Raw genomic sequence first — 20,163 nt, forward strand, 5'->3', positions numbered from 1 at the left:
CCGTGCCGCTTGTCCACCCATTTTCGCTTTCCCGCCGAAAGGCACTGTAAGGAATCCCCATGAAACACACCACAGCTTTGGTTACCTTCGTCGGCGCTGCCGCCCTCCTGGCCGGCTGCGCCGGAACCGGCACCACCCCGGATGTCGCCTCCACCGCGGACGATAAGTCGCAGGCATCGTCCCAGTCCTCATCCGGCAACTCCGCCGCGAAGTCCGACTCGTCAACAACCACCATCGAGTTCTGGTCGAACCATCCCGGCAACTCACTGGAGCTGGAAAAGAAGATCATCTCCGATTTCGAGAAAGAAAACCCCGATATCACAGTCAAACTGGTCGACGGCGGCAAAAACTACGAAGAAGTCGCGCAGAAGTTCAACGCCGCCCTGGCCGGTGGGCAGGTGCCGGATGTGGTCGTCGCCTCCCGATGTGACCTGGTTCAACTTCGCGCTCAACGACCAGCTGGCCCCGATCGGTGATCTGCTGGAAAAAGTCGGCGGTGATCCGGCCGACTACATCTCCAACTTTTACGACGAATACACCCTGGACGGCAACCACTATGCGGTGCCCTATTCCCGTTCCACGCCGCTGTTTTATTACAACAAGGACATGTGGGCCAAGGCCGGTCTTCCCGAGCGCGGCCCGAAAGACTGGGACGAGTGGAATGACGAGTTCGCCCCGAAGCTGAAACAAACCCTGGATGCGGGTGTGTCCCCGCTGGTCATCCCCGACGGCACCAACTACATGGACTGGTATTTCCAGGGCATGATCTGGTCGCTGGGTGGCGCCTACTCCAACGAGTGGACCATGGCCATGGGCGATGACGACTCGGTCAAAGCCGGCCAGTTCCTCAAATCCCAGTTCGAGCAGGGCTACTTCAAAGCCGCCAAAGACGCCACCGCCCCGTTCCTGGCCGGACAAACTGCCGCGATCCTGGAATCCACCGGTTCGCTGGGAGGTTTGACCAAGGCCGACAAAATCAACTTCGGCACCGCTTTCCTGCCCTCCCCGGAGGGTGTGGAAGGCTGCCCGACCGGTGGTGCTGGTCTGGCTGTTCCGGCGAAGTCGAAAAACCAGGAGGCGGCCGCGAAGTTCGTGGCGTTTGCCACCAACACCGCCAACACCAACTACTTCTCGGAAAACACCGGCTACATGCCGGTGCGTACCTCCGCCATTGAGCTTCCCGAAGTGCAAAAACGCATGCAGGAGGATCCGAACTACTCCACTGCCATCGAGCAGCTGCCGCACACCAAAAAACAGGATGCCGGCCGCGTGTTCGTGCCCGGCGGCGGTATGCGCATCGGCGCCGGTCTGGACAAGATCGCCCAGGGTGCCACCGTCGAGGAAGTATTCGGCGGCATTGATGCCGAGCAGCAAAAGCTCATCGATTCCGAGATCACACCGAAGCTGAAATAGCCCCCGCGGCAGCACGCTGGGACCCCGGTCTGTCCCCCCACCCGCCACATGTTTTTCGGCAGGTGGGAAAAACCGCCCCCTGTCTCCCCGGCAGGACCCGGGAAAAAGCAGGCGGCACAGCTGGTGTGCGCAGGTGGTGTGTGCCGGGCGGATATCCGCCCGGCCCCTGCCGCTGCTCCGGCGTACACCACCACGATTGCTACCTGGTTTTTCCCTCTTCTTTTCTTTTGTGCCCGGTCAGCGTGTTGCCCGGCCGGGTTGCATGTTGTTTTCCCCTGTCCGATACCTGTTACCGATGTGAAAGCGTTGTAGGCACCCGCACCCATGGCAAACGTTATTTTCGACCACGCAACCCGCCAATTCGACGACTCGCCCATCCCGGCGGTGAATGATTTGACTCTCACCATCGACGACGGGGAATGCGTTGTGTTCGTCGGCCCGTCCGGCTGCGGGAAATCAACATCGCTGCGCATGGTGGCAGGGCTGGAACCCACCACCTCCGGCACAGTGCTGATCGGGGAAAAAGATGTCACCGGGGTGCGTCCCCGCCAGCGGGATGTGGCCATGGTCTTCCAGTCTTATGCCCTGTACCCGAATATGACCGTCGCCCAGAACATGGCGTTCGCGTTGGAAAACCAGAAACTGCCCAAAGACGAGATTCGGCGGCGGGTCACCGATGTCGCCGACATGCTGGAGCTGACCGATCTGGTCGACCGCAAACCCGCGGCACTCTCCGGCGGGCAGCGCCAGCGGGTGGCGATGGGCCGGGCGATTGTCCGCAAACCGAGGGTGTTCTGCATGGATGAGCCGCTGTCGAATCTGGATGCGAAACTGCGGGTGACCATGCGCGGGGAACTGGCGTCCCTGCAGCGCAGGCTGGAAACAACCACCATCTACGTCACCCACGACCAAACGGAAGCAATGACCATGGGGCACCGGGTGGCAGTGCTCAAAGACGGCCAGCTGCAGCAGATCGACACCCCGGAAACCCTCTACGCCAATCCGGTCAACACATTTGTCGCCGGTTTCATCGGATCCCCGGCGATCGGTTTGTTCGACTGCCCCGTCGACGCCGACGGCCGGGCGCATCTGGCCGGAATCACCATCGGTCTTCCACGGGAGGTCCGCAGCGTCCTCACCGGGGATACGGTGTGCATCGGTATCCGCCCCGAGTCGTGGCGGATGGCCGGGGCTGATGAGCAGGCCGTGGAGCTTTCCTGCCAGCTGGTGGAGATGCTCGGATCCCAGAACTACTGCTACGGGCAGACCACCGTGCCCGTGGATGTCCACACCAGTGACCAATCATCGATGACGCGGGCCAAAAAGTCCGGGCAACCGGTGCGCAAAAAAAGCCGCTTCGCCACGCTGCGCGCCACCGGCCGCACCAGCGCCGAAACCCCGTCATCGACCGGCAGGGGTCCGTCCACCCGGCGCATCGCCGTCATGCTGGAACGCGGCCGGCGCGTCAGTGTTGATTCCACCATCCGCGTGGCACCGATTGCCGGGGAAATCCATGTCTTTGATCCTGTCACCGGCACAGCCGTCGGCCGGGTGTGACATCTGTGGTTGCGCGGACAACACCCGCACCGGCCTACCGGCCGGTGAGCCTCCGGATCATCCGCCGCCAGACCACCCGGGCGGCGGAATGGCCCAGGGCCGCAATCTCCCGGGTCCACAGATACGGTGCCCGGGCAAGCGGGGTGGGGGCGCTGACCACTGTCACCGTGTAGCCGTGGTGCCAGGCCCACATCGCCACCCGTGGTTTGTGGAAGTCACTGGTCACCACTGTCCATCCGGTGCAGCCGCCCAACAGTTCCCGGGTGTATTCGAGGTTCTCGTTGGTGGATTCCGCCCGGTTTTCCACCAGGATTGTTTCCGGATCCACGCCGTGACGCGTTAACCACTGCGCCATCGCCGGGGCCTCATTGCGTCCGGTGACCACCACCGTCACCCCGGGGTGAATCAACGGCAGGGCCGCAGTCAACCGGGCGGACAGTGCTGTGCCCGGTACCCCGTTGGTCAAACGGCATCCCAGCACCACGACAGTGTGTGTCCCGGCCATGGTTTACCCCCAGTGTTTCCGGTATAAGCAGGGTGCGGGCGCTTGCGTTAGTCCTGCCCGCCCATGAGACGGTTTTTCAGGGCCTGTTCTTTTTCTTCCACCTGGTCGGCCATCTGCTGCTGGTAGGCGACCATTTTCTGCTGCAGCGCACTGTCACAGGCCCCGAGAATCCTTACTGCCAGAAGGCCCGCGTTTTTCGCCCCGTCGATGCTGACGGTGGCCACCGGAACCCCGGCCGGCATCTGCACAATCGACAGCAGCGAATCCATGCCGTCCAGATTGCCCAGGGCACGGGGAATACCGATCACCGGAAGCGGGGTGGCTGCAGCAGTCATACCGGGCAGGTGGGCGGCACCCCCGGCGCAGGCCATGATCACTTTGATCCCGCGGGTGTGGGCCGATGAGGCGTAGGCGAGCATTTTCTCCGGGGTGCGGTGGGCGCTGACCACCCCCACCTCGAAGGGGATCTGGAATTCGGCGAGAATCTCGGCGGCCGGGGCAACGGTCGGCCAGTCCGAATCCGATCCCATGATGATTCCGACAACAGGTTTTTCAGGCATTGCTTTCTTCAGCGTCCTTCACGAAAAGAGGGTGGGGCAGGTGAGGGTGACAAGAGGTAAAAAACCATGCCCGCTTCAGCCGGTGGTGGTGTATCCGTCCTCCCAGCGGGCGTGCATGAGGAAACCGGCCGCACACCTGGTATCGGCCAGAAGCTTTTTCGGGCTGCGGTCACTGGCGGCGATGGTGACGTGCCCGAGCTTGCGGCCGGGCCGCCAGTCTTTGCCGTAGAGGTGGATTTTCGCCTCCGGGAAGCGCTTCCACACCTCGCGGACCCGGGCTTTGATCCCCATCTCGGGATCGGTGTCGGCTCCCAGCACATTGACCATGCAGGTGTAGTCGGCGGTGGGGCTGGTATCCCCCAGCGGGGCATCGGCCACAGCCCGGATGTGCTGCTCGAACTGGCTGGTCACACACCCGTCCTGGGTCCAGTGCCCGGTGTTGTGGGGACGCATCGCCAGCTCATTGATGCTCACCCGCTGGGTGCCGTCGGGGGCGGTGAACTCGAACAGTTCCACCGCCATCACACCGGTGACGCCGAGGGTCCCGGCGATGGTGACCGCAATATCCTGGGCGGTGCGCGCCAACGTGTCGCTGATCCCCGGGGCCGGGGCAATGGCTGTGGTGCAGATACCGTCCTCCTGCACCGATTCAACCACCGGCCACACTTTCGTCTCCCCGGAAGGCCGCCGGGCCACCATGGCCGACAATTCCCGGGTGAGGGTGATTTTTTCCTCCGCCAGCACCTGGACACCATCGGACAGGAGTCTGTCGACCAGCTCGATCATCTCCTGCTTGCTGCCGGGAAACCACACCCCCTTGCCGTCGTAGCCGCCGCTGGCCGCTTTCACGCACACCCGCGACTGCACCAGATCCCAGAAAGCCCCGGCATCATGGGCACCGGTGATCTCGGCGAACACGGGAACCGGCAGCCCATGCTCGGCCAGCATGGTGCGCATGGCCAGCTTGTTCTGGGCGTATTTCAGCGCGCCCGGCCCCGGCTGCAGGTTGACCCCCCGGCTGGCCAGCACGGCCAGGTGTTCCTGCGGGACATGCTCATGGTCGAAGGTGACCACAGTGGCCCCGTCGACGGCGCGCAGAAGATCGTCCAGGTTCGTGTAGTCGCCCACCACCACATCGGCGGTGACCTGGGCGGCCGATGAATTGTCGGTCCCGGCCAGAAGACGCAGGGACAGGCCCAGTTCAATGGCTGCCGTCTGGGTCATCCGGGCCAGCTGGCCGTCACCGATGACGGCGACCACCGACAGACCGTCAACATGGGCCGGATGCTTGTGGGCGTGCGGATCATCGTGCTCATTCACGCCCCCAACTATATAGGGCAGAGCCGATCCGCCGGCCGGGCACTGCCCTACGGGCGGATGGGGCAGCCGAGCTGACCGCCATCCGCTGCTCCCCGGGGCACAGCCCCCGTGGGGCAGGAATACGGAAATGTTTCTTTTAGCCCCTTTAGTATTTGCCGTACCGTAATGGCAATTGCCCGCACCGGATATAACGTTTTCTTTTTTAAATACACTATTGTATGCGCCCTACCTGTGCAGATGCCGCAAAAAACAACCGTCGGGACGGGAAAAGGGGGAGATTTTTCGATGCATTCGGGTATTTTTTCGCCATACCCCAATGTATCGTCACCGGTAAAAGAAATGAATTCCATTCTGTGATTCAGATCACAGCCATTTTTCCTTGGTAATTCTATTTTCCAGTGGTTACAGTGCGGAGCCATGACGCCTCCCACACAAACCATGATCGATGTTGCGGCTCTTCCCGGCATTTCCACCACCGCCGGAAAGATCGCCGATTTGAAAGCCCGCCGCGCCGAAGCCAGTGTGCCCGTCGGCGTCGGCCCCATCCAGAAGGTTCATTCCCAGGGCCGGATGACCGCCCGGGAACGCATCAGTTATCTGCTCGACGAGGGTTCTTTCATTGAGACCGATCAGCTGGTGCGCCACCGCACCACTGCTTTCGGCATGGATGCCCGGCGACCGGCCACCGACGGCATCATCACCGGCTGGGGAACCATCGACGGGCGGGAAGTGTGTGTCTTCGCCCAGGACGGCACCGTGTTCGGCGGAGCGCTGGGTGAGGTGTTCGGCGAGAAAATGACCAAACTGATGGAATTCGCCATCACCACCAACCGGCCGCTGATCGGCCTGTACGAGGGTGCCGGTGCCCGCATCCAGGATGGTGCGGTCTCCCTCGATCTGATTGCGCAGACATTCCGCCACAACATCAACGCCTCCGGGGTGGTGCCGCAGATTTCGGTGATTATGGGCGCGTGCGCCGGTGGCTCGGCCTATTCCCCGGCACTGACGGATTTTACGGTCATGGTCGAGGGCACTTCGAAGATGTTTGTCACCGGACCCGATGTGATCAAAACCGTCACCGGTGAGGAGATCTCCCAGGAGGAACTGGGCGGGGCGGCCACCCACATGTCGACCGCCGGCAACACCCACTACACCGCCTCGTCGGAGGAAGACGCCCTGGAGTGGGTGCAGGAACTGGTGGGTTATCTGCCCAGCAACAACCGCATGACCGCCCCGGTGGAGGATTTCGAGCCGCAGACAGGTTCCATCGACGAGGAACTGACCGCCGATGATCTGGCACTGGACGGCATTATCCCGGATTCGGCGACAGTTCCCTACGATGTACGCGACGTGATCTCGTGTTTGACCGATGAAGGTGACTTTTTCGAAATCCAGGAAGACCGGGCACCGAATGTGGTGTGCGCCTTCGGCCGTATCGAAGGCCAGTCGGTCGGTTTTGTCGCCAACCAGCCGATGCACTACGCCGGTTGTCTGGATATTGATTCCTCGGAGAAAGCCGCCCGCTTCATCCGCACCCTGGACTGCTACAACATTCCGGTGATCATGCTGGTTGATGTGCCCGGTTTCCTGCCCGGTGCAGGCCAGGAATACGGCGGTATTTTGCGCCGCGGCGCGAAACTGCTCTACGCCTACGGGGAAGCGACAGTACCGAAGATCACGGTGATTTTGCGCAAATCCTACGGCGGCGCCTACTGCGTGATGGGGTCCAAGGGCCTGGGGGCGGATGTGAATCTCGCCTGGCCGACCGCCCAGATCGCGGTCATGGGCGCCAAAGGTGCGGTCGGTTTCATCCACCGCAAGCAACTGGCCGCGGCGGAAAAAAACGGGGCCGATACCCAGGCGTTGTTCGCCGAATACGAACGCGCCTACGAAGAGCACATGCTCAACCCGTATCTGGCTGCCGAGCGCGGCCTGATTGACGCGGTGATCCTGCCCTGTGAAACCCGCGGCACCATCGCCCGTTCGCTGAGAATGCTGCGCGACAAGCATGTCTCCCGCCCGGCGCGCAAACACGGCAACATCCCGCTGTAGGAAAAGCACAGCCCGCCGGGAATGTGGTCCCCGAAAACGGTTGCGGGAAAAACACACCACAGCACCACATGCGCTGCGGCACCCGCTGGCAGGCCCAACAACTGGGTGAAACCACCGGGTGCGGCAGCATTTTTTCTGCCCCGCACCGCCCCTGGCAGGTGCTGCGCACGGGAGAAAAAGAACTCAGTAGTAATAAAACATCCGGCGGTGGCGGTCGATCATGGCGTTGATGGCCCCGGCTGTTTTTTTCGGCCGGGCCACCCCCGGTACCCGCACCGGGTAGGGGCTGGTGGCCACCGAAAACAGAACATCGTTTTTCTGTCTGCTCGCCCCGCCGACCAGATGGATCGGGTAGTCGCCGTCAATGCCCGCCCGGCCGTACCCGGAGACAGTGATCCGGTGGTTGGTCACCGTCAACCGACGGCGCCGGCCGGCGACGAGCGGCACCACAAACACCAGTACCGACACCACCAGCCAGGCGAGCACCACCGCATTGTGGCTCCACGGCGGCAGGTCCAGGCCCATGACTGGTTCCGTCCGGTCGATCACCCCGACGGCGATCCAGCTCAGGCCGGTGACCGCTATCAGTTTCAGCAGCGGATAGACGGTGGTGCGCAACGGGGCGCACACATCAACCACCACAAACTCGTCGTCGTCAACCACCGGGGCGGGCGGGGTATAGCCCTGCTGCGGTGGATAACCCCGGGGGTTGTCCACCGGTGGCGGCCACGGTGTGTCGGGGTGGGGCTGTGCCGGATATCCGGCGGTTTCAGGGCCGGCGGTCCCGCGGCGTTTGAACGCGCTCATGCCTGCCGCAGGTGAGCCACATCACCTGCAGTCACCTCCACGGGGCGGCCGTTGTCGTCTGTGACCACCAGACGTCCGTCGGGCAGTACTGCGGTCGCGGTTCCGGTGAGGGTGTCATCACCGGGCAGATAGACGGTGACTTTTTCCCCGATGGTTCCCGACTGCCGGGTGTAGTCGCCCAGCAGTGCCGGATCGCCGCAGGCCCATTGACTCAACCGGCGGTGCAGGCTGAGCAGCACCTGCGCGCACACCGCGGTGCGGTCGACCTCGAGGGCCAGTCCCTGTTCGGCGGCGGCGATATCCAGGGAGGTGGCATGCGCCACCGGCAGTTCATCCGGGCGCAGCGACACATTCAGCCCCAGGCCCACCACCACTGCCGGGTCATCGGTGAGATTGGCGGCTTCGGCCAGAATCCCGGATATTTTGCGTCCGCCCACCAGCGCATCATTGGGCCATTTCAGCCGCGGCACCAACCGGCCGAGTATCCCGTAGCGCCCGGCATCGGCCGCCAGGCCGTCAGCGGCATAGACTCCCTGCTCCGGTCCGGTCACCCGGCAGTCATCGCCCGGTACCGGCCGCCGCCGGGCATGTGCCCGCGCAGTGGCCAACTGGTCGTTGTAGCGCTGGCGTTCATCCTCGGTCATTGTCCGTGCGTACCCGATCGAGGGGTCCCCGGCAGCAAGGGCGGCCACAGTGTCCCGGACCGCATCAACAACTGCCAGGCCCGCCGCCAGCGGGAGGGTCCCCAACCGGCCCAGGGCGGCGGCCCCGGGTTTGACGAGTACCGAAAGGGTGACCTGTGAATACTCGGGCGCCTGCCAGGGGCGGCCGTGCCGGCCCCGGCCCGCGGTCTGGTGGTCGGTGACATGGGCTGTCCAGGCGGGTGCCCCGGCCTGGGCGGCGGCCACCAGGTCAGTATTGGTGGAACCGGTGGCCGGGGTGTGGACCACAGCCCGGTACGGCCCGTGGTTGACCACCCGGTCGACAAGGTCACCGCTTCTGAGCGGTTCACGTTCGGTCATGGCCACCACAATAACCGTCTGCGCCTGTATCCTCTCATCGCCTCACATACCTTTTCTCCCCTGGGCCCGCGGCACCCGTGGTGCACACCCCACCGGCATCCCGCCCCCGCGGATCACGGGGGTGAAATCCACCACGGCCACGGGATCCGGCCGCCCTGGACCGGCGCTGTCGGCCGCACCGCGGGCGAAGCCACCCCGGCAGACGGTGTCTCACCCGCATCACGGGGATTTGAACGGGTACAAAGATGTACCCCCAAGGCCACCTATTACCCCCGAACCCCCTCCCCCACCCCCGGGTTGGGAGTGCTCCAACCCCCGAAATCCTTGGAAGTTCATGCACATAAGGCCCGATACACCCTAGACTTGGTAACTATGACGACTGCTGTAAATGACTCGGCCACCCAGGCCCCCGATCTGACAACCACGGCCGGCAAGCTCGCCGACCTCCGCAACAGGCTGACAGAGACCCTGCACCCGATGGGCGAGGCATCGGTGCAAAAGGTTCACGACGCCGGCAAGAAAACCGCCCGGGAGCGTATCGAATACCTTTTTGACGAAGGCTCTTTCGTCGAAATCGATGCTCTTGCCAGGCACCGTTCGAAAAACTTCGGGCTGGACGCCAAGCGCCCGGTCACCGATGGTGTGGTCACCGGCTACGGCACCATCGACGGCCGCAAAGTGTGCTGCTTCTCCCAGGATGGTGCCGTCTTCGGCGGCGCGCTGGGTGAGGTCTACGGCGAAAAGATCGTCAAGATCATGGATCTGGCGATCAAAACCGGTGTTCCGCTGATCGGCATCAACGAAGGTGCCGGTGCCCGCATCCAGGAAGGTGTGGTCTCCCTGGGGTTGTATTCCCAGATTTTCTACCGCAACACCCTGGCTTCCGGTGTGATCCCGCAGATTTCGATGATCATGGGCGCGTGTGCCGGCGGCCATGTCTACTCGCCCGCCCTGACCGACTTCATCATCATGGTCGACAAGACCTCGAAGATGTTCATTACCGGCCCCGATGTGATCAAAACCGTCACTGGTGAGGCCGTCACCCAGGAGGAGCTGGGTGGTGCCGACACCCACATGTCCCTGTCGGGTACCTCCCACTACACCGCCAGCGATGACGCTGACGCCCTGGATTGGGTGCGTGAACTGGTCACCTACCTGCCGCAGAACAACCGGGCCGAGGCCCCGCGGATGGATGCCGAGATCATGGAAGGCTCCATCGCCGACAACATCACCGAATCCGATCTGGAACTCGACACCATCATCCCGGATTCGCCGAACCTGCCCTACGACATGAAGGAAGTCATCACCCGCCTGGTCGATGACGGGGAGTTTTTCGAAATCCAGGAAGGCTACGCCGAAAACATCATCATCGGTTTCGGCCGTGTCGAGGGCCGCTCGGTCGGTTTCGTCTGCAACCAGCCGATGCAGTTCGCCGGCTGTCTGGACATCAAAGCCTCGGAGAAAGCCGCCCGCTTCGTGCGCACCTGCGACTGCTTCAATATCCCGATCATCGAACTGGTGGATGTGCCCGGCTTCCTTCCCGGCACCTCCCAGGAATACGACGGCATCATCCGCCGCGGTGCGAAGCTGCTGTTCGCCTACTCCGAGGCCACGGTGCCGAAGATCACGGTGATCACCCGCAAGTCCTACGGTGGCGCCTACTGTGTCATGGGGTCGAAGGACATGGGCGCGGATGTGTGCCTGGCCTGGCCGACCGCCCAGATCGCCGTCATGGGTGCGGCCGGCGCCGTCGGCTTCATCTACCGCAAGCAGATCAAGGAAGCCGCCAAGGCAGGCAAAGACCCGCAGGAAGTGCTCAAAAAATACCAGGACGAGTACGAAGAGACCCTGGTCAACCCGTACATGGCTGCCGAACGCGGCTACGTTGATGCGGTCATCCCTCCCTCGGAGACCCGCGGCCAGATCATTGAGGCACTGCGTCTGCTCGACCGCAAGGTCGTTAATGTTCCGGCCAAAAAACACGGCAACATTCCGCTGTAGACAACCCCAGCCCTGTATATCGTCGTCCGCGGGCGGGAACCGCGGTGGAAGACCCCACCGGCAGTCCCCGCCCGCGGAACCGGCCCCATGAACATTTGATCCACCGGGCCAGAGAAGAAGAAAGTGACCGGCATTTCATGTCAGAGACCACCACCGCACCGGCGGATACCGGGAACCAGGAAACGGACAAACCGAAAGAGCCGTTTTTGAAAATTATCTCCGGCAACCCGGATGACACCCAGGTCGCGGCACTGACCGTCCTGTTTGCGGGTATGGCGTCCGCTGCGGCCGCGGCCGCGGAGAAAGAACAACGCGACCGCAATATGTGGGGCAGCCACCGGGAGCGCCTGGCCCGCCGGGTGCTGTCGTTTGCCCCGGGTTCTTTCCGCAACGTCGAGTTCTACTAGGCTTTTTCGTAAAAAAACGGCTTCCACCGGGCAGGACCCGGGCGGGCGGGGAGTCCATCGCCCGCATCCACCGTGCACCACAGTTGCCATCTGGTGCACGGTGGTGTCGTTTTTTTCGGCCACCACCCGTGCGCCGGGCCGGCAGGCCGGGTGGATCAGTGCACTTCCCGGCGGGCTGACCAAGCGATGCCCGCAGACGCCAGGGCGCAGCCGATCAGGCACATGCCCGCATTCCAACCCCACTGGTCGTCGATGGTGTCGGGAAGAATCAGGTGGTTGAACGCCGACAGTTTCATCATCCAGTCGGGCAGATCAAACATTTTTCCCATCATCGCCACAACCGCGGCATAGCCCACCGGTATCCACGACACCACAGCCAGCCGGGGGTTGAACCCCACCAGAAATACCGCCACCCCGGTCAACAGCATCACCGGGGCGAGCTGGGTGGAAAAAGCATACAGGCAGGCTTCGAGCACGCCCCGGGTGTTGTGGGCCGGTGAGTAGGCGGCGGCGGCAAAAACGATTCCGCTGACCAGGGTGAGCAGGACCACCGCCCGCAGCGCGCTCACCGTTGTCGCCGCCAGCGGCCGCCACCGGGCGATGCCACTTGCCCGCACCAGATCGATCAGCCGGGCTGTTTCCTCCCGGCACTGCCGCAGAACAATCTGCACTCCCGCGGCAGCAATGAAAATGCCCGCGAATACGGCACAGAACCCGGCGTATCCGGCTTCCACATCCTGCCCCGCCAGTGCCTCACCGAGGATCTCCGCGGTGTTGTCGCCGCGGGCCAGCATGTCGTCGATGGTGCCGGTCAGGGAGCCGAAAAACGCGGCCAGAATCACCAGGCCGATCCCCCAGCCCACCGCAGTCGGGCGGTCCAGCACCCGGCGCAGCCCGCCCAAAGAATCAAGGTTCCGGCGGGAGGAGGCCGCCGCGGGCCGGTCGGGAAGAAGACCCCGGCCGTATTCGCGCTGTGTGTCCACCACCACGCACCCGGCCATGGCGGCCACACACACCGCAGCACACACCGCACCTGCCGCCATATTGTTGCTGCCGTAGGGGTCAATGACCGCCAACCATCCCTGCGGGCTGAACCAGCGCAGCACACCGATATCACGCACATCGGCGACCGCCCTAAGCATGAACGTCACCGCCAGTGACAGCATCGCCCAGCGGCGGAGGCTGCCGGCGTCAGTGACCAGGAAACTGACCGCGACCGCCACAATCGCCGCCCCGATCACCGCCAGGCACACCGCCAGCCCGTAGGCGAGGGCACCGGCGGTGGTCAGCTCCCCGATGCTTCTGGCGGCCAGCAGCATCGCCCCGGTAATTCCCGCCCCCATCACCAGCCCGATGATGACGGTGACCACCCACGCCGCGGTGAGCATCACCCCCGGCCCGGTGCCGGTGGCGCGCACGATTTCCGCCGTGTGATCGTCTTCGGCCAACCGGGTCAGTGATGTCACCGTCAGAATCGACATGATCGACAGCAGCACAATAATCCAGGCGGCTGCCTCCCAGGCGGACAATTGGCCGATGGTGCCCGGGTCGTCAATGCGGCCGTACATGGCCACGGCCCCGGTGGCCGTTTGCATGGATTGCAGAAATCCGGCCCGTGATTCCAGGGTCGGGTAATGCTCCAGGTAGGCGCCGGGCGTCAGGTAGGCGAAGACAGTCACCCCGATCCACCACCCGGCAATCCACTTGGCTTTCAGCCTCAGATTCAGGCGGGCAACAGCCGCCACTTCGCGCAACATGGGGTTGTCACTCCCCTTTTTCGTAGTGGCTGAGGAAAATATCCTCCAGGCTGGCGGTGGTGCAGGTCACCTGCTGTCCGTGGTGGTCAAGCACCAGACGCACAATATCCTCGGCCCTGGTTCCGGCAGCGGTGACAGTGGCGGTTGACCCCCGGATCACGCATCCCGGCAACTCAGCCACCGCCGCGGGCACCCCGCCGTCGAAGCGGGCGGAAATGGTCCGGGAGGACAGGTGTTTGAGCTGCTCGACGCTGCCCTGTTCAACCACACTTCCCTGTTTGATGATGGTCACCGTGTCACAGACCGACTCCACCTCGTTCATGATGTGGCTGGAAAGCAGCACCGTGGTGCCGTTGGCGGCTTCGCGGCGCACCTGGTCGGTGAACACCTTTTCCATCAGCGGGTCCAAACCGGCGGTCGGTTCATCCAGGATCAGCAGTTCGGCACCGGCCGACAACGCGGCAACCAGCAGCACTTTGCGTTTGTTGCCGGTGGAATAGGTGCGGCAGGGCCGGTCGACATCCAGATCGAACAGCTCAATCAGTTCCCGCTGGCGGGCGGTATCGACGGGTGTTCCCCGCAGGCGGGCCAGGGCGGTGAGGGTTTCCCGGCCGGTCAGTTTCGGCCACAGGGCCACCTCGCCGGGAACGTAACCGACCCGGGCGAGCACTTCCGGATGCTGCCGCGGGTCACACCCCAGTACCCGCACTGTGCCCCGGTCGGGGTGCAACAGTCCCAACAGCACCCTGATGGTGGTCGACTTCCCGGCCCCGTTGGGACCCAGGAATCCGTGCACCTGCCCCCTGGTGACGCTCATCGTCAAATTGTCCAGGGCACGGACAGTGCCGAAAGTTTTCACCAGCTGCGACACTTCGATTGCTGTCATGGCGATTGGACCTCTTATCGTTTTTTCACCGCCGGATACACGCACGCCGACTCACCCGGGCCAGCTGCCCCCCGATATCCCCTTCCCGGCGGGTGCGGGATCATCGGCGCGACGGTGGTGTGCGGCTCTGCCGCAGACGGAACCGGACAATCTGCCGGAAAAGAGGCACTGTAGTGCAGGTGGCGGCATATTTCGTGCTCTTTTAGGATAGCCACACCAGCGACACTTTGACAATGGCCGCATATGTGCGTTTCCCGCCCCGGCGGCGGCACTCCCACAGCCGGCATCCCCGGCTGTGGGACTGCTTATAGACTTGTCGACCATGCGCATTGTTTTGGCTTCCAGTTCCCCGTCGCGGAAAAAACTGCTGTGCGATGCCGGGGTGCAGCCGGTCATTGATCCGGCGGACATCGACGAAGATGCTGTTTTTTCAACCTGCAGCCATCTTCCACCCGAACAGCAGGTGGCGGTGCTGGCGGAAAACAAGGCACGGGCGGTGGCCGGACGCCACCCGGGTGATGTGATCATCGGCGGGGATTCCATGCTGCTGATCAACGGGGTGCTGCAGGGCAAGCCGAAAACCGTCGAGACCACCATTGAGCGGTGGAAAAACCAGCGGGGCACCACAGCCGTGCTGCACACCGGCCACTGCATCATCGGCCCGCAGGGGCAGACGGTCACCCGGACATCGTCAACCACCATCCGCTTCGGGAATGTCTCCGACGCGGATATTGCCGCCTACGCCCGTTCGAAAGAGCCGCTGTGGTGTGCCGGGGCGTTCACCCTGGAAGCCATCGGCGGCTGGTTCATCGATTCCATCGAGGGCGATCCCTCGGGGGTGATCGGACTGTCGCTGCCCCTGGTGCGCAAAGCGCTGTATTCCATGGGGCTGGATGTCTGCGACTTTTTCTAGCCGTAGGCCATCGTCCCGGGTGGCTACCGCCGCGGGAAACACACCCACCGGCACCGCAGATTGGGGCAATCGGTGCGCCAAATGTCGTCTACCGCGGCCGGCCATGCTGATAATCTGGTGGTTACTATGCCCCAGCAGCAGCACTTCGTACAGATCATCACCGGCCTGATGACGTTTTTCACTGTGCTGGTCACACTGATCAACCAGATCCCGTCGGTGATTCCGCCGGGACTGTTCGGGGGCGGGTCGACCATCGCGACCGCCGTGCCGCCTTTCCCCACCGCCGACACCACCTACCCGATGGTTGTGGCCACCGGCGACGGCACCGTCTACATCAACAGTGTGTCGCTGGATTTGGATATGGCCTCCGTGCGCGGCGCCACCACACTTTTCCCGCCGGTCGGCTGGCCGGAATACCTCGACGACGGCCGCTCGGTGACACGCTACGACTACAAAAGCGCCCGCTACTATTTCGAGGGCCAGAAACTGGTGCGCATCGCCACCCCCCGCACCCCGGACAAGCTGGTCCTCGGCGACGATATTTCACGGGCCTTCTCCCTGTACGGGCAGCCGGTCCACTGCTACTGGTCGTCGACGAAGGAAAACTTCTGCGGCTTCGTCTCCTCCCAGGCGCACGGCACCGCCTGGATCATCCGGTACCACCCGGACACCCGGGCGATCACCGGAATCTGGCTGGCCGACAATCTGCTGCAGCTGCAGGCCGATGAACGCCACGCCCGCATCGAAGCCGAGCGCGCCCAACGCAACGCCCGCTGACACACGCCCTCCCGGTACGGTGGGCCACCCCACCTGCCGCACACCACTAGGGTGGGGAATATGAGCGAGCAACGAAATCTTCTGGCCCCGCCCCCTGTGTTGCTGCCGGATGACCCGGTGACAGCCGACGGGGCAACCCCCGCCGATGCCATCGCCCACCCGGCAAGTCCCGTGGTGTGGGCCGTTTTGGCGGAACAGGCCCTTGCCACGGCGGAATCAGACCACGACAAAGTCACCGCCTACGCGCTGGCCCGCACCGGCTACCACCGGGGGCTGGATACCCTGCGCCGCAACGGCTGGAAAGGCTTCGGGCCGGTGCCGTGGTCACATGAAGCCAACCGCGGGGTGATCCGGGCGATTGCCGCGCTGGCGAAAGCCGCGGAGACAATCGGCGAAACCGACGAATACGACCGCTGCCGGACACTGGTCGCCGAATGCGATCCGGCCTGCGAGAAAATGTTTTTCGGCTAACCCATTCTCCCCACCATCCACCGCCCGAATATCGGGCACTGGTGTTCACAACCGACAACAAGGCCCCGCAGTGCGGGGCCTTTTGTTGCGTTGACATGCGGTTTCCCCAAAAGAAGAGGCCCGCGGAAATCCCCTCATCGACATAGGTTGCTTTTCTACCTATACTGCATTTTACTGTAGGTGCGAATGTTCCCCACAGAAAGGCCGGAGCCGCGATGGCAGACCCCATCACACTCAAACAAGCCGACTGGATGATCGCCGGGACGGACTTGTCGAAGGATTTCGCGGCATTGCAACGCGCCCAGCTGCCGCATCTGCTGTTGGCGGAACTGGCCGTCGGCGACGGCCACGGTTACGCCCTGGCGGGAAGACTGGCCGACAAAGGCATGCCGCGGTTGAAGGGCGCGGCCCTGTACCCGGCGCTGAACAAGCTGGAACAGGCCGGTCTTGCCGACACCCGGTGGGAAGAGCAGTCTTCCGGGCCGGGCCGCAAGGTCTATTCGATCACCGATCAGGGCCGGCGCATGCTTGTCGCCCACCGGGAACTGTTCGCCGCTTTCGCCGCGATTGTCGACAGCTACAGCTAGAACAGACACCCCCGGTGCCAGCACCCGCATGCCATCCGGCTCGCCCAGCCGAACTGTCGTTGTTTCCCCCACCAGCGCAAGGAGTTTTTTCTACCGTGACAAGCCAGACAACCGACGGCGCCCACCGCCAGGCCATCGACCGGTGGCTGACCACTTTTGTCTACCGGGTGATCATCGATGGCGATGCCCCTGATAGCGCGGTCAGACAAAAACGCAATGAACTGGAAAAACAGCTCCTAGCCGCGGGCGTGGATCCTTTCGGCCCCGACTGGGATTCCCCGGAGCAGGCCGCCGAACGCTTCCTCGCGGATCCAGAATCAGCCGCCGGCGGCTCCACTGTTTCGGCCAAGGGGGTGCTGTCTGCCTGGCTGCTCCAGTTGTCGGTGCTGACAGTCATCGCCGGGCTGTATGTGTGGCTCTCCCACGGCTGGTCCATACTGCTGACCAGCCGGGGGTTGATCCTCTCCGCCGGGGTGGCGGTGCTTGTTCTGCTGCTGTTTTACGCGGTAGAGGCGGTGAAAACCGGCCGGATCACCCGCGGGGTGGCCCTGGTGGCGGCGATGATCGGCGGATGTGCGGCCACCGGCTGGTTGACCACCTCCACCACACCGGCCCCCCTCGGTGTGATCACCTGCGGCATGATTCTCGTCCTCGGCGTGGCCTTCGGTGCCCTGGGGCTGTGGATGGTGGATGCGGAGGCCAACAACCTGTGGGGAGACACCGCCGCCGACGGCACCACCGATGACATTCCGGAGGATCCGGCCGCATGGTTCGGGCGGCTGAGGGGGCTGCTGATCGCCCGCTACGGATATTCCCGCAGCCAGGCCAACGCCACCATCGGGCAGCTGGTCGACCATGTCACCGAAGCCGCAACCAACCCGAAGGAGGAATACGGTGATCCCGCCGTCATGGCGCACAGCCTGGCGGGCGGGCACAAACGCAGCGTCACCGACGACAAGTGGCAGTTGGCCTGGTATGTCCTTTTCACCGTGATCGCCGGTTCCTGGACTGCAAGTTTTTTGCAGAACAATGACCCGGCGCACCTTGTCTTCGGCGTTGTTTCCGCAGTGCTGACCATCGTCACACTGGGTCTTGCCATCAACCAGATCCGTGTGATCCGCAAACGGGTGCACTCCGAGGACCCCACCACGACTGTGTGACCGGCCGTCCCCGCACAGGGATGGGTGGCATCCCGCGGAACACCCCCGCCCGCAACGGGAACAATCACATCCCGGCCCTTGGTCAACAACCATCTGCGGCCGGGATGCCACTGGCGCGCCACGGGCTTGTGCGGTGGACCCCCGGCAGGGACAAAGCCCTATTCCCCGGCGGGTTGGCTTCCGGAGGCTTTGATCGCGTCGAAGACGGTCGCCAGGAAATCGGGGGTGTCGTCGGCGTCGGTGTGGACTTCGACAAACACCAGTTTGTCGGTGGCCTGTTCGGCCTGCGCCAACGCCTCCCGCAGTTGGTTGGGGGTGCGGGCATCCAGCACCAGGGCCGTGTCGTCGGTGGCGCCGAAGGCTTTCGGAATGTACTGCCAGTTGTAGGGGGCAATATCGTTGTAGGCCTGGTCGGGTCCGTGGATGGTGCGCTCGATGGTGTAGCCGTCATTGTTGACCAGCACAATCACCGGGCAGGTTTTCTGCCGCAGATGGGTGGCGATCTCTTGGACGGTCAGCTGCGCGGAACCGTCACCGATGAGCACGATCGGCCGCCTGTTGCGGTCGTCACCGATGGCCGCGCCCAGGGCGGCGGGAATGGTGTAGCCGATCGAACCCCACAGCGGCTGCCCCATGAACAACGTCGTGTCGGGCACCGGTTTTTGGGCCATGCCGAAAAAGCTGGTTCCCTGGTCGGCCAGGCACAGGGTGTCACCCGGCATCCAGTCGGCGATGATGGTCCACAACTCGTTCTGCGTCAGCGGGGTATCCGGATCAACCTCAGTGGTGGGGCTGACGGTTTCTTTTTTCAGCGGATGCGGGCTGACGGTGGCGTCGGTGGTGATGATCGTTGTCAGCGTGTCCAGGGCATCAGCCATGGCGATCGGGGCGAACCCGCGGCCGCCGACGGTGACTTTGCCGGGGTCGATGCGCAGCATGTTCTCCGGGTTGATCCGCATGGAAAACCCGGCTGAGGTGGAATCGGTGAATTCCACACCGGCGGCAATAAGGCGCTCGGCGTTTTCCACCGCGTCTTTGGTCGCCGGCGGGGATGCCACCCCGGTGTAGATGCCGGCGAAACGCTCGGAGTTTTCGTAGACAATCGACTTACCCCAGGTCAGGGTGCAGTACGGCAGGTCACAGTGGTCAAGCAGGTTGATCAGCTGGTCACGGGCACCGACCCGCAGCACCAGCATGTCGGTGAGCACGGTGGCCTGGCGGCCGTCCAAAAATTCGGCGGCGGCTTCGGCAAAGGCTTTCAACGCCCCGGAGGAAGTGGTGTGGCGCCGCACCTCATCCTGGTTGATCGGTTCGTCGGGCCGGTAGACCGGCACATCGGCGATATCCTGCGGCAGCACAATATAGCCGGGGCGGTGTTCGGCGAGCATGGTGCGGATCACCCGGTCGATATCGGCCGGGGCCGAGGTGTCGTCCAGCCAGGCCTGGGCACAGCTGACATGGCGGGCCATGTCGAAAAAGTGGGTGAAGTCCCCGTCGCCCAGGGTGTGGTGGACTTTGCCGCCCTTTTTCCGGGTGGCGGTCGACGGGGCGCCCACAATATGCAGTACCGGCGCATATTCGGCGTACGAGCCACCGGAGGCGTTGATCGCCGAGAGTTCACCGACGCCGAAGGTGGTGACCATGGCGCCGAAGCCTTTCAGCCGGGCATAGCCGTCGGCGGCGTAGCCGCCGTTGAGCTCATTGTTGTTGCCCACCCATTCCAACTGGTCGTGGGCCAAAACCGTGTCCAAAAACCCGAGGTTGAAGTCCCCGGGAACGCCGAAAATATGGCGCACCCCCAACTCGGCGATGCGGTCGAACAGATAGTCGGCGACGGTATAGGTCCCGGACACGGTCACGCTCCTTGGCATTGATTTGTTTTCCATCAGGCCGACCGACGGCCGGCATGTGCCCCATCTTATGGGCAGACGGACAGTACAGGGTCCCGGGCGGGAAAGATGACCAGGG

At 63.6% G+C, this 20,163-nt stretch carries 19 protein-coding genes; 11 read left to right on the top strand and 8 right to left on the bottom strand.

All coding sequences use genetic code 11. The features are described 5' to 3' along the window. The first annotated feature begins 59 nt into the window (after positions 1–59). The 3 genes from JZY06_RS12455 (at position 60) to JZY06_RS12495 (ending at position 2,970) form a co-directional block, all read left to right on the top strand. Positions 60–476 (top strand): extracellular solute-binding protein, encoded by a 417-nt coding sequence (locus JZY06_RS12455; RefSeq protein ID WP_255568493.1) that lies wholly within the window; start codon positions 60–62, stop codon positions 474–476. Continuing rightward, on the top strand, positions 427–1,413 hold the full coding sequence (locus JZY06_RS07715) for an extracellular solute-binding protein (protein WP_330617191.1): 987 nt from the start codon (positions 427–429) through the stop codon (positions 1,411–1,413). Before JZY06_RS12455 ends, JZY06_RS07715 begins: the two co-directional genes overlap by 50 nt. A gap of 324 nt (positions 1,414–1,737) precedes the next feature. Then, positions 1,738–2,970, top strand: a complete 1,233-nt coding sequence (locus JZY06_RS12495; protein WP_207278981.1) for an ABC transporter ATP-binding protein — start codon at positions 1,738–1,740, stop codon at positions 2,968–2,970. Positions 2,971–3,004: 34 nt separating this feature from the next. On the opposite strand, the gene JZY06_RS07725 is transcribed toward JZY06_RS12495, so the two are convergent. The 3 genes from JZY06_RS07725 to JZY06_RS07735 all read right to left on the bottom strand — a co-directional run bounded on the left by JZY06_RS07725 (position 3,005) and on the right by JZY06_RS07735 (position 5,355). Further along, a complete protein-coding gene (locus JZY06_RS07725; RefSeq protein WP_207278982.1) occupies positions 3,005–3,475 on the bottom strand; it encodes a YdcF family protein in 471 nt (156 codons plus the stop codon). Positions 3,476–3,522: 47 nt separating this feature from the next. Then, positions 3,523–4,035, bottom strand: a complete 513-nt coding sequence (purE, locus tag JZY06_RS07730; protein WP_207278983.1) for a 5-(carboxyamino)imidazole ribonucleotide mutase — start codon at positions 4,033–4,035, stop codon at positions 3,523–3,525. Between the two features lie 75 nt (positions 4,036–4,110). Next, on the bottom strand, positions 4,111–5,355 hold the full coding sequence (locus JZY06_RS07735; RefSeq protein WP_207278984.1) for a 5-(carboxyamino)imidazole ribonucleotide synthase: 1,245 nt from the start codon (positions 5,353–5,355) through the stop codon (positions 4,111–4,113). A gap of 417 nt (positions 5,356–5,772) precedes the next feature. On the opposite strand from JZY06_RS07735, the gene JZY06_RS07740 reads away from it, so the two are divergent. Then, positions 5,773–7,407, top strand: a complete 1,635-nt coding sequence (locus tag JZY06_RS07740; protein ID WP_207278985.1) for an acyl-CoA carboxylase subunit beta — start codon at positions 5,773–5,775, stop codon at positions 7,405–7,407. Positions 7,408–7,590: 183 nt separating this feature from the next. On the opposite strand, the gene JZY06_RS07745 is transcribed toward JZY06_RS07740, so the two are convergent. After that, a complete protein-coding gene (locus JZY06_RS07745; RefSeq protein WP_207278986.1) occupies positions 7,591–8,214 on the bottom strand; it encodes a hypothetical protein in 624 nt (207 codons plus the stop codon). After that, positions 8,211–9,236, bottom strand: a complete 1,026-nt coding sequence (locus tag JZY06_RS07750) for a biotin--[acetyl-CoA-carboxylase] ligase (protein WP_207278987.1) — start codon at positions 9,234–9,236, stop codon at positions 8,211–8,213. Before JZY06_RS07750 ends, JZY06_RS07745 begins: the two co-directional genes overlap by 4 nt. A 372-nt stretch (positions 9,237–9,608) precedes the next feature. Between JZY06_RS07750 and JZY06_RS07755 the strand changes: the two genes are divergently transcribed. Both JZY06_RS07755 and JZY06_RS07760 read left to right on the top strand, forming a co-directional pair. After that, complete coding sequence (locus tag JZY06_RS07755; protein WP_207278988.1) at positions 9,609–11,237, top strand: acyl-CoA carboxylase subunit beta; 1,629 nt, start codon at positions 9,609–9,611, stop codon at positions 11,235–11,237. Between the two features lie 137 nt (positions 11,238–11,374). Next, positions 11,375–11,644, top strand: coding sequence for an acyl-CoA carboxylase subunit epsilon (locus tag JZY06_RS07760; RefSeq protein WP_207278989.1), 270 nt, complete (start codon positions 11,375–11,377; stop codon positions 11,642–11,644). 155 nt (positions 11,645–11,799) lie between these two features. Here JZY06_RS07760 and JZY06_RS07765 read toward each other — a convergent pair whose 3' ends face one another. Together JZY06_RS07765 and JZY06_RS07770 are read right to left on the bottom strand one after the other, a co-directional pair. Further along, the gene (locus tag JZY06_RS07765) at positions 11,800–13,401 is read right to left on the bottom strand and encodes a hypothetical protein (RefSeq protein ID WP_207278990.1); all 1,602 of its coding nucleotides are present in this window, start codon (positions 13,399–13,401) and stop codon (positions 11,800–11,802) included. A 7-nt stretch (positions 13,402–13,408) separates the two neighbouring features. Then, positions 13,409–14,287 (bottom strand): ABC transporter ATP-binding protein, encoded by an 879-nt coding sequence (locus JZY06_RS07770; RefSeq protein ID WP_242516829.1) that lies wholly within the window; start codon positions 14,285–14,287, stop codon positions 13,409–13,411. 322 nt (positions 14,288–14,609) lie between these two features. On the opposite strand from JZY06_RS07770, the gene JZY06_RS07775 reads away from it, so the two are divergent. From JZY06_RS07775 to JZY06_RS07795, 5 genes are all read left to right on the top strand, one after another. After that, positions 14,610–15,200, top strand: coding sequence for a Maf family protein (locus tag JZY06_RS07775; RefSeq protein ID WP_207278991.1), 591 nt, complete (start codon positions 14,610–14,612; stop codon positions 15,198–15,200). An 81-nt stretch (positions 15,201–15,281) separates the two neighbouring features. After that, positions 15,282–15,977 (top strand): hypothetical protein, encoded by a 696-nt coding sequence (locus JZY06_RS07780; RefSeq protein ID WP_207278992.1) that lies wholly within the window; start codon positions 15,282–15,284, stop codon positions 15,975–15,977. 60 nt (positions 15,978–16,037) lie between these two features. Beyond that, entirely contained in the window at positions 16,038–16,448 is a 411-nt protein-coding gene (locus JZY06_RS07785; protein ID WP_207278993.1) for a DUF3151 domain-containing protein, read from the top strand. 215 nt (positions 16,449–16,663) lie between these two features. Beyond that, positions 16,664–17,035 carry a PadR family transcriptional regulator gene (locus tag JZY06_RS07790; RefSeq protein WP_207278994.1) on the top strand — a complete coding sequence of 124 codons (372 nt, stop codon included), beginning with the start codon at positions 16,664–16,666 and terminating at the stop codon, positions 17,033–17,035. A gap of 95 nt (positions 17,036–17,130) precedes the next feature. Beyond that, positions 17,131–18,195, top strand: coding sequence for a hypothetical protein (locus tag JZY06_RS07795; RefSeq protein ID WP_207278995.1), 1,065 nt, complete (start codon positions 17,131–17,133; stop codon positions 18,193–18,195). 158 nt (positions 18,196–18,353) lie between these two features. Here the strand turns inward: JZY06_RS07795 and JZY06_RS07800 are convergent, their stop codons facing one another. Beyond that, entirely contained in the window at positions 18,354–20,048 is a 1,695-nt protein-coding gene (locus tag JZY06_RS07800) for an alpha-keto acid decarboxylase family protein (RefSeq protein WP_330617195.1), read from the bottom strand. Between the last annotated feature and the right edge of the window lie 115 nt (positions 20,049–20,163).

It is taken from the genome of Corynebacterium mendelii, from assembly GCF_017307055.1.
GTDB lineage: Bacteria > Actinomycetota > Actinomycetes > Mycobacteriales > Mycobacteriaceae > Corynebacterium > Corynebacterium mendelii.

Bases quoted from the DNA above. Each gene is read 5' to 3' on its own strand.
- JZY06_RS12455 (WP_255568493.1), top strand. From the start codon at position 60: ATGAAACACACCACAGCTTTGGTTACCTTCGTCGGCGCTGCCGCCCTC.
- JZY06_RS12495 (WP_207278981.1), top strand. From the start codon at position 1,738: ATGGCAAACGTTATTTTCGACCACGCAACCCGCCAATTCGACGACTCG.
- JZY06_RS07725 (WP_207278982.1), bottom strand. From the start codon at position 3,475: ATGGCCGGGACACACACTGTCGTGGTGCTGGGATGCCGTTTGACCAAC.
- purE (WP_207278983.1), bottom strand. From the start codon at position 4,035: ATGCCTGAAAAACCTGTTGTCGGAATCATCATGGGATCGGATTCGGAC.
- JZY06_RS07740 (WP_207278985.1), top strand. From the start codon at position 5,773: ATGACGCCTCCCACACAAACCATGATCGATGTTGCGGCTCTTCCCGGC.
- JZY06_RS07745 (WP_207278986.1), bottom strand. From the start codon at position 8,214: ATGAGCGCGTTCAAACGCCGCGGGACCGCCGGCCCTGAAACCGCCGGA.
- JZY06_RS07750 (WP_207278987.1), bottom strand. From the start codon at position 9,236: ATGACCGAACGTGAACCGCTCAGAAGCGGTGACCTTGTCGACCGGGTG.
- JZY06_RS07755 (WP_207278988.1), top strand. From the start codon at position 9,609: ATGACGACTGCTGTAAATGACTCGGCCACCCAGGCCCCCGATCTGACA.
- JZY06_RS07760 (WP_207278989.1), top strand. From the start codon at position 11,375: ATGTCAGAGACCACCACCGCACCGGCGGATACCGGGAACCAGGAAACG.
- JZY06_RS07765 (WP_207278990.1), bottom strand. From the start codon at position 13,401: ATGTTGCGCGAAGTGGCGGCTGTTGCCCGCCTGAATCTGAGGCTGAAA.
- JZY06_RS07770 (WP_242516829.1), bottom strand. From the start codon at position 14,287: ATGACAGCAATCGAAGTGTCGCAGCTGGTGAAAACTTTCGGCACTGTC.
- JZY06_RS07775 (WP_207278991.1), top strand. From the start codon at position 14,610: ATGCGCATTGTTTTGGCTTCCAGTTCCCCGTCGCGGAAAAAACTGCTG.
- JZY06_RS07780 (WP_207278992.1), top strand. From the start codon at position 15,282: ATGTCGTCTACCGCGGCCGGCCATGCTGATAATCTGGTGGTTACTATG.
- JZY06_RS07785 (WP_207278993.1), top strand. From the start codon at position 16,038: ATGAGCGAGCAACGAAATCTTCTGGCCCCGCCCCCTGTGTTGCTGCCG.
- JZY06_RS07790 (WP_207278994.1), top strand. From the start codon at position 16,664: ATGGCAGACCCCATCACACTCAAACAAGCCGACTGGATGATCGCCGGG.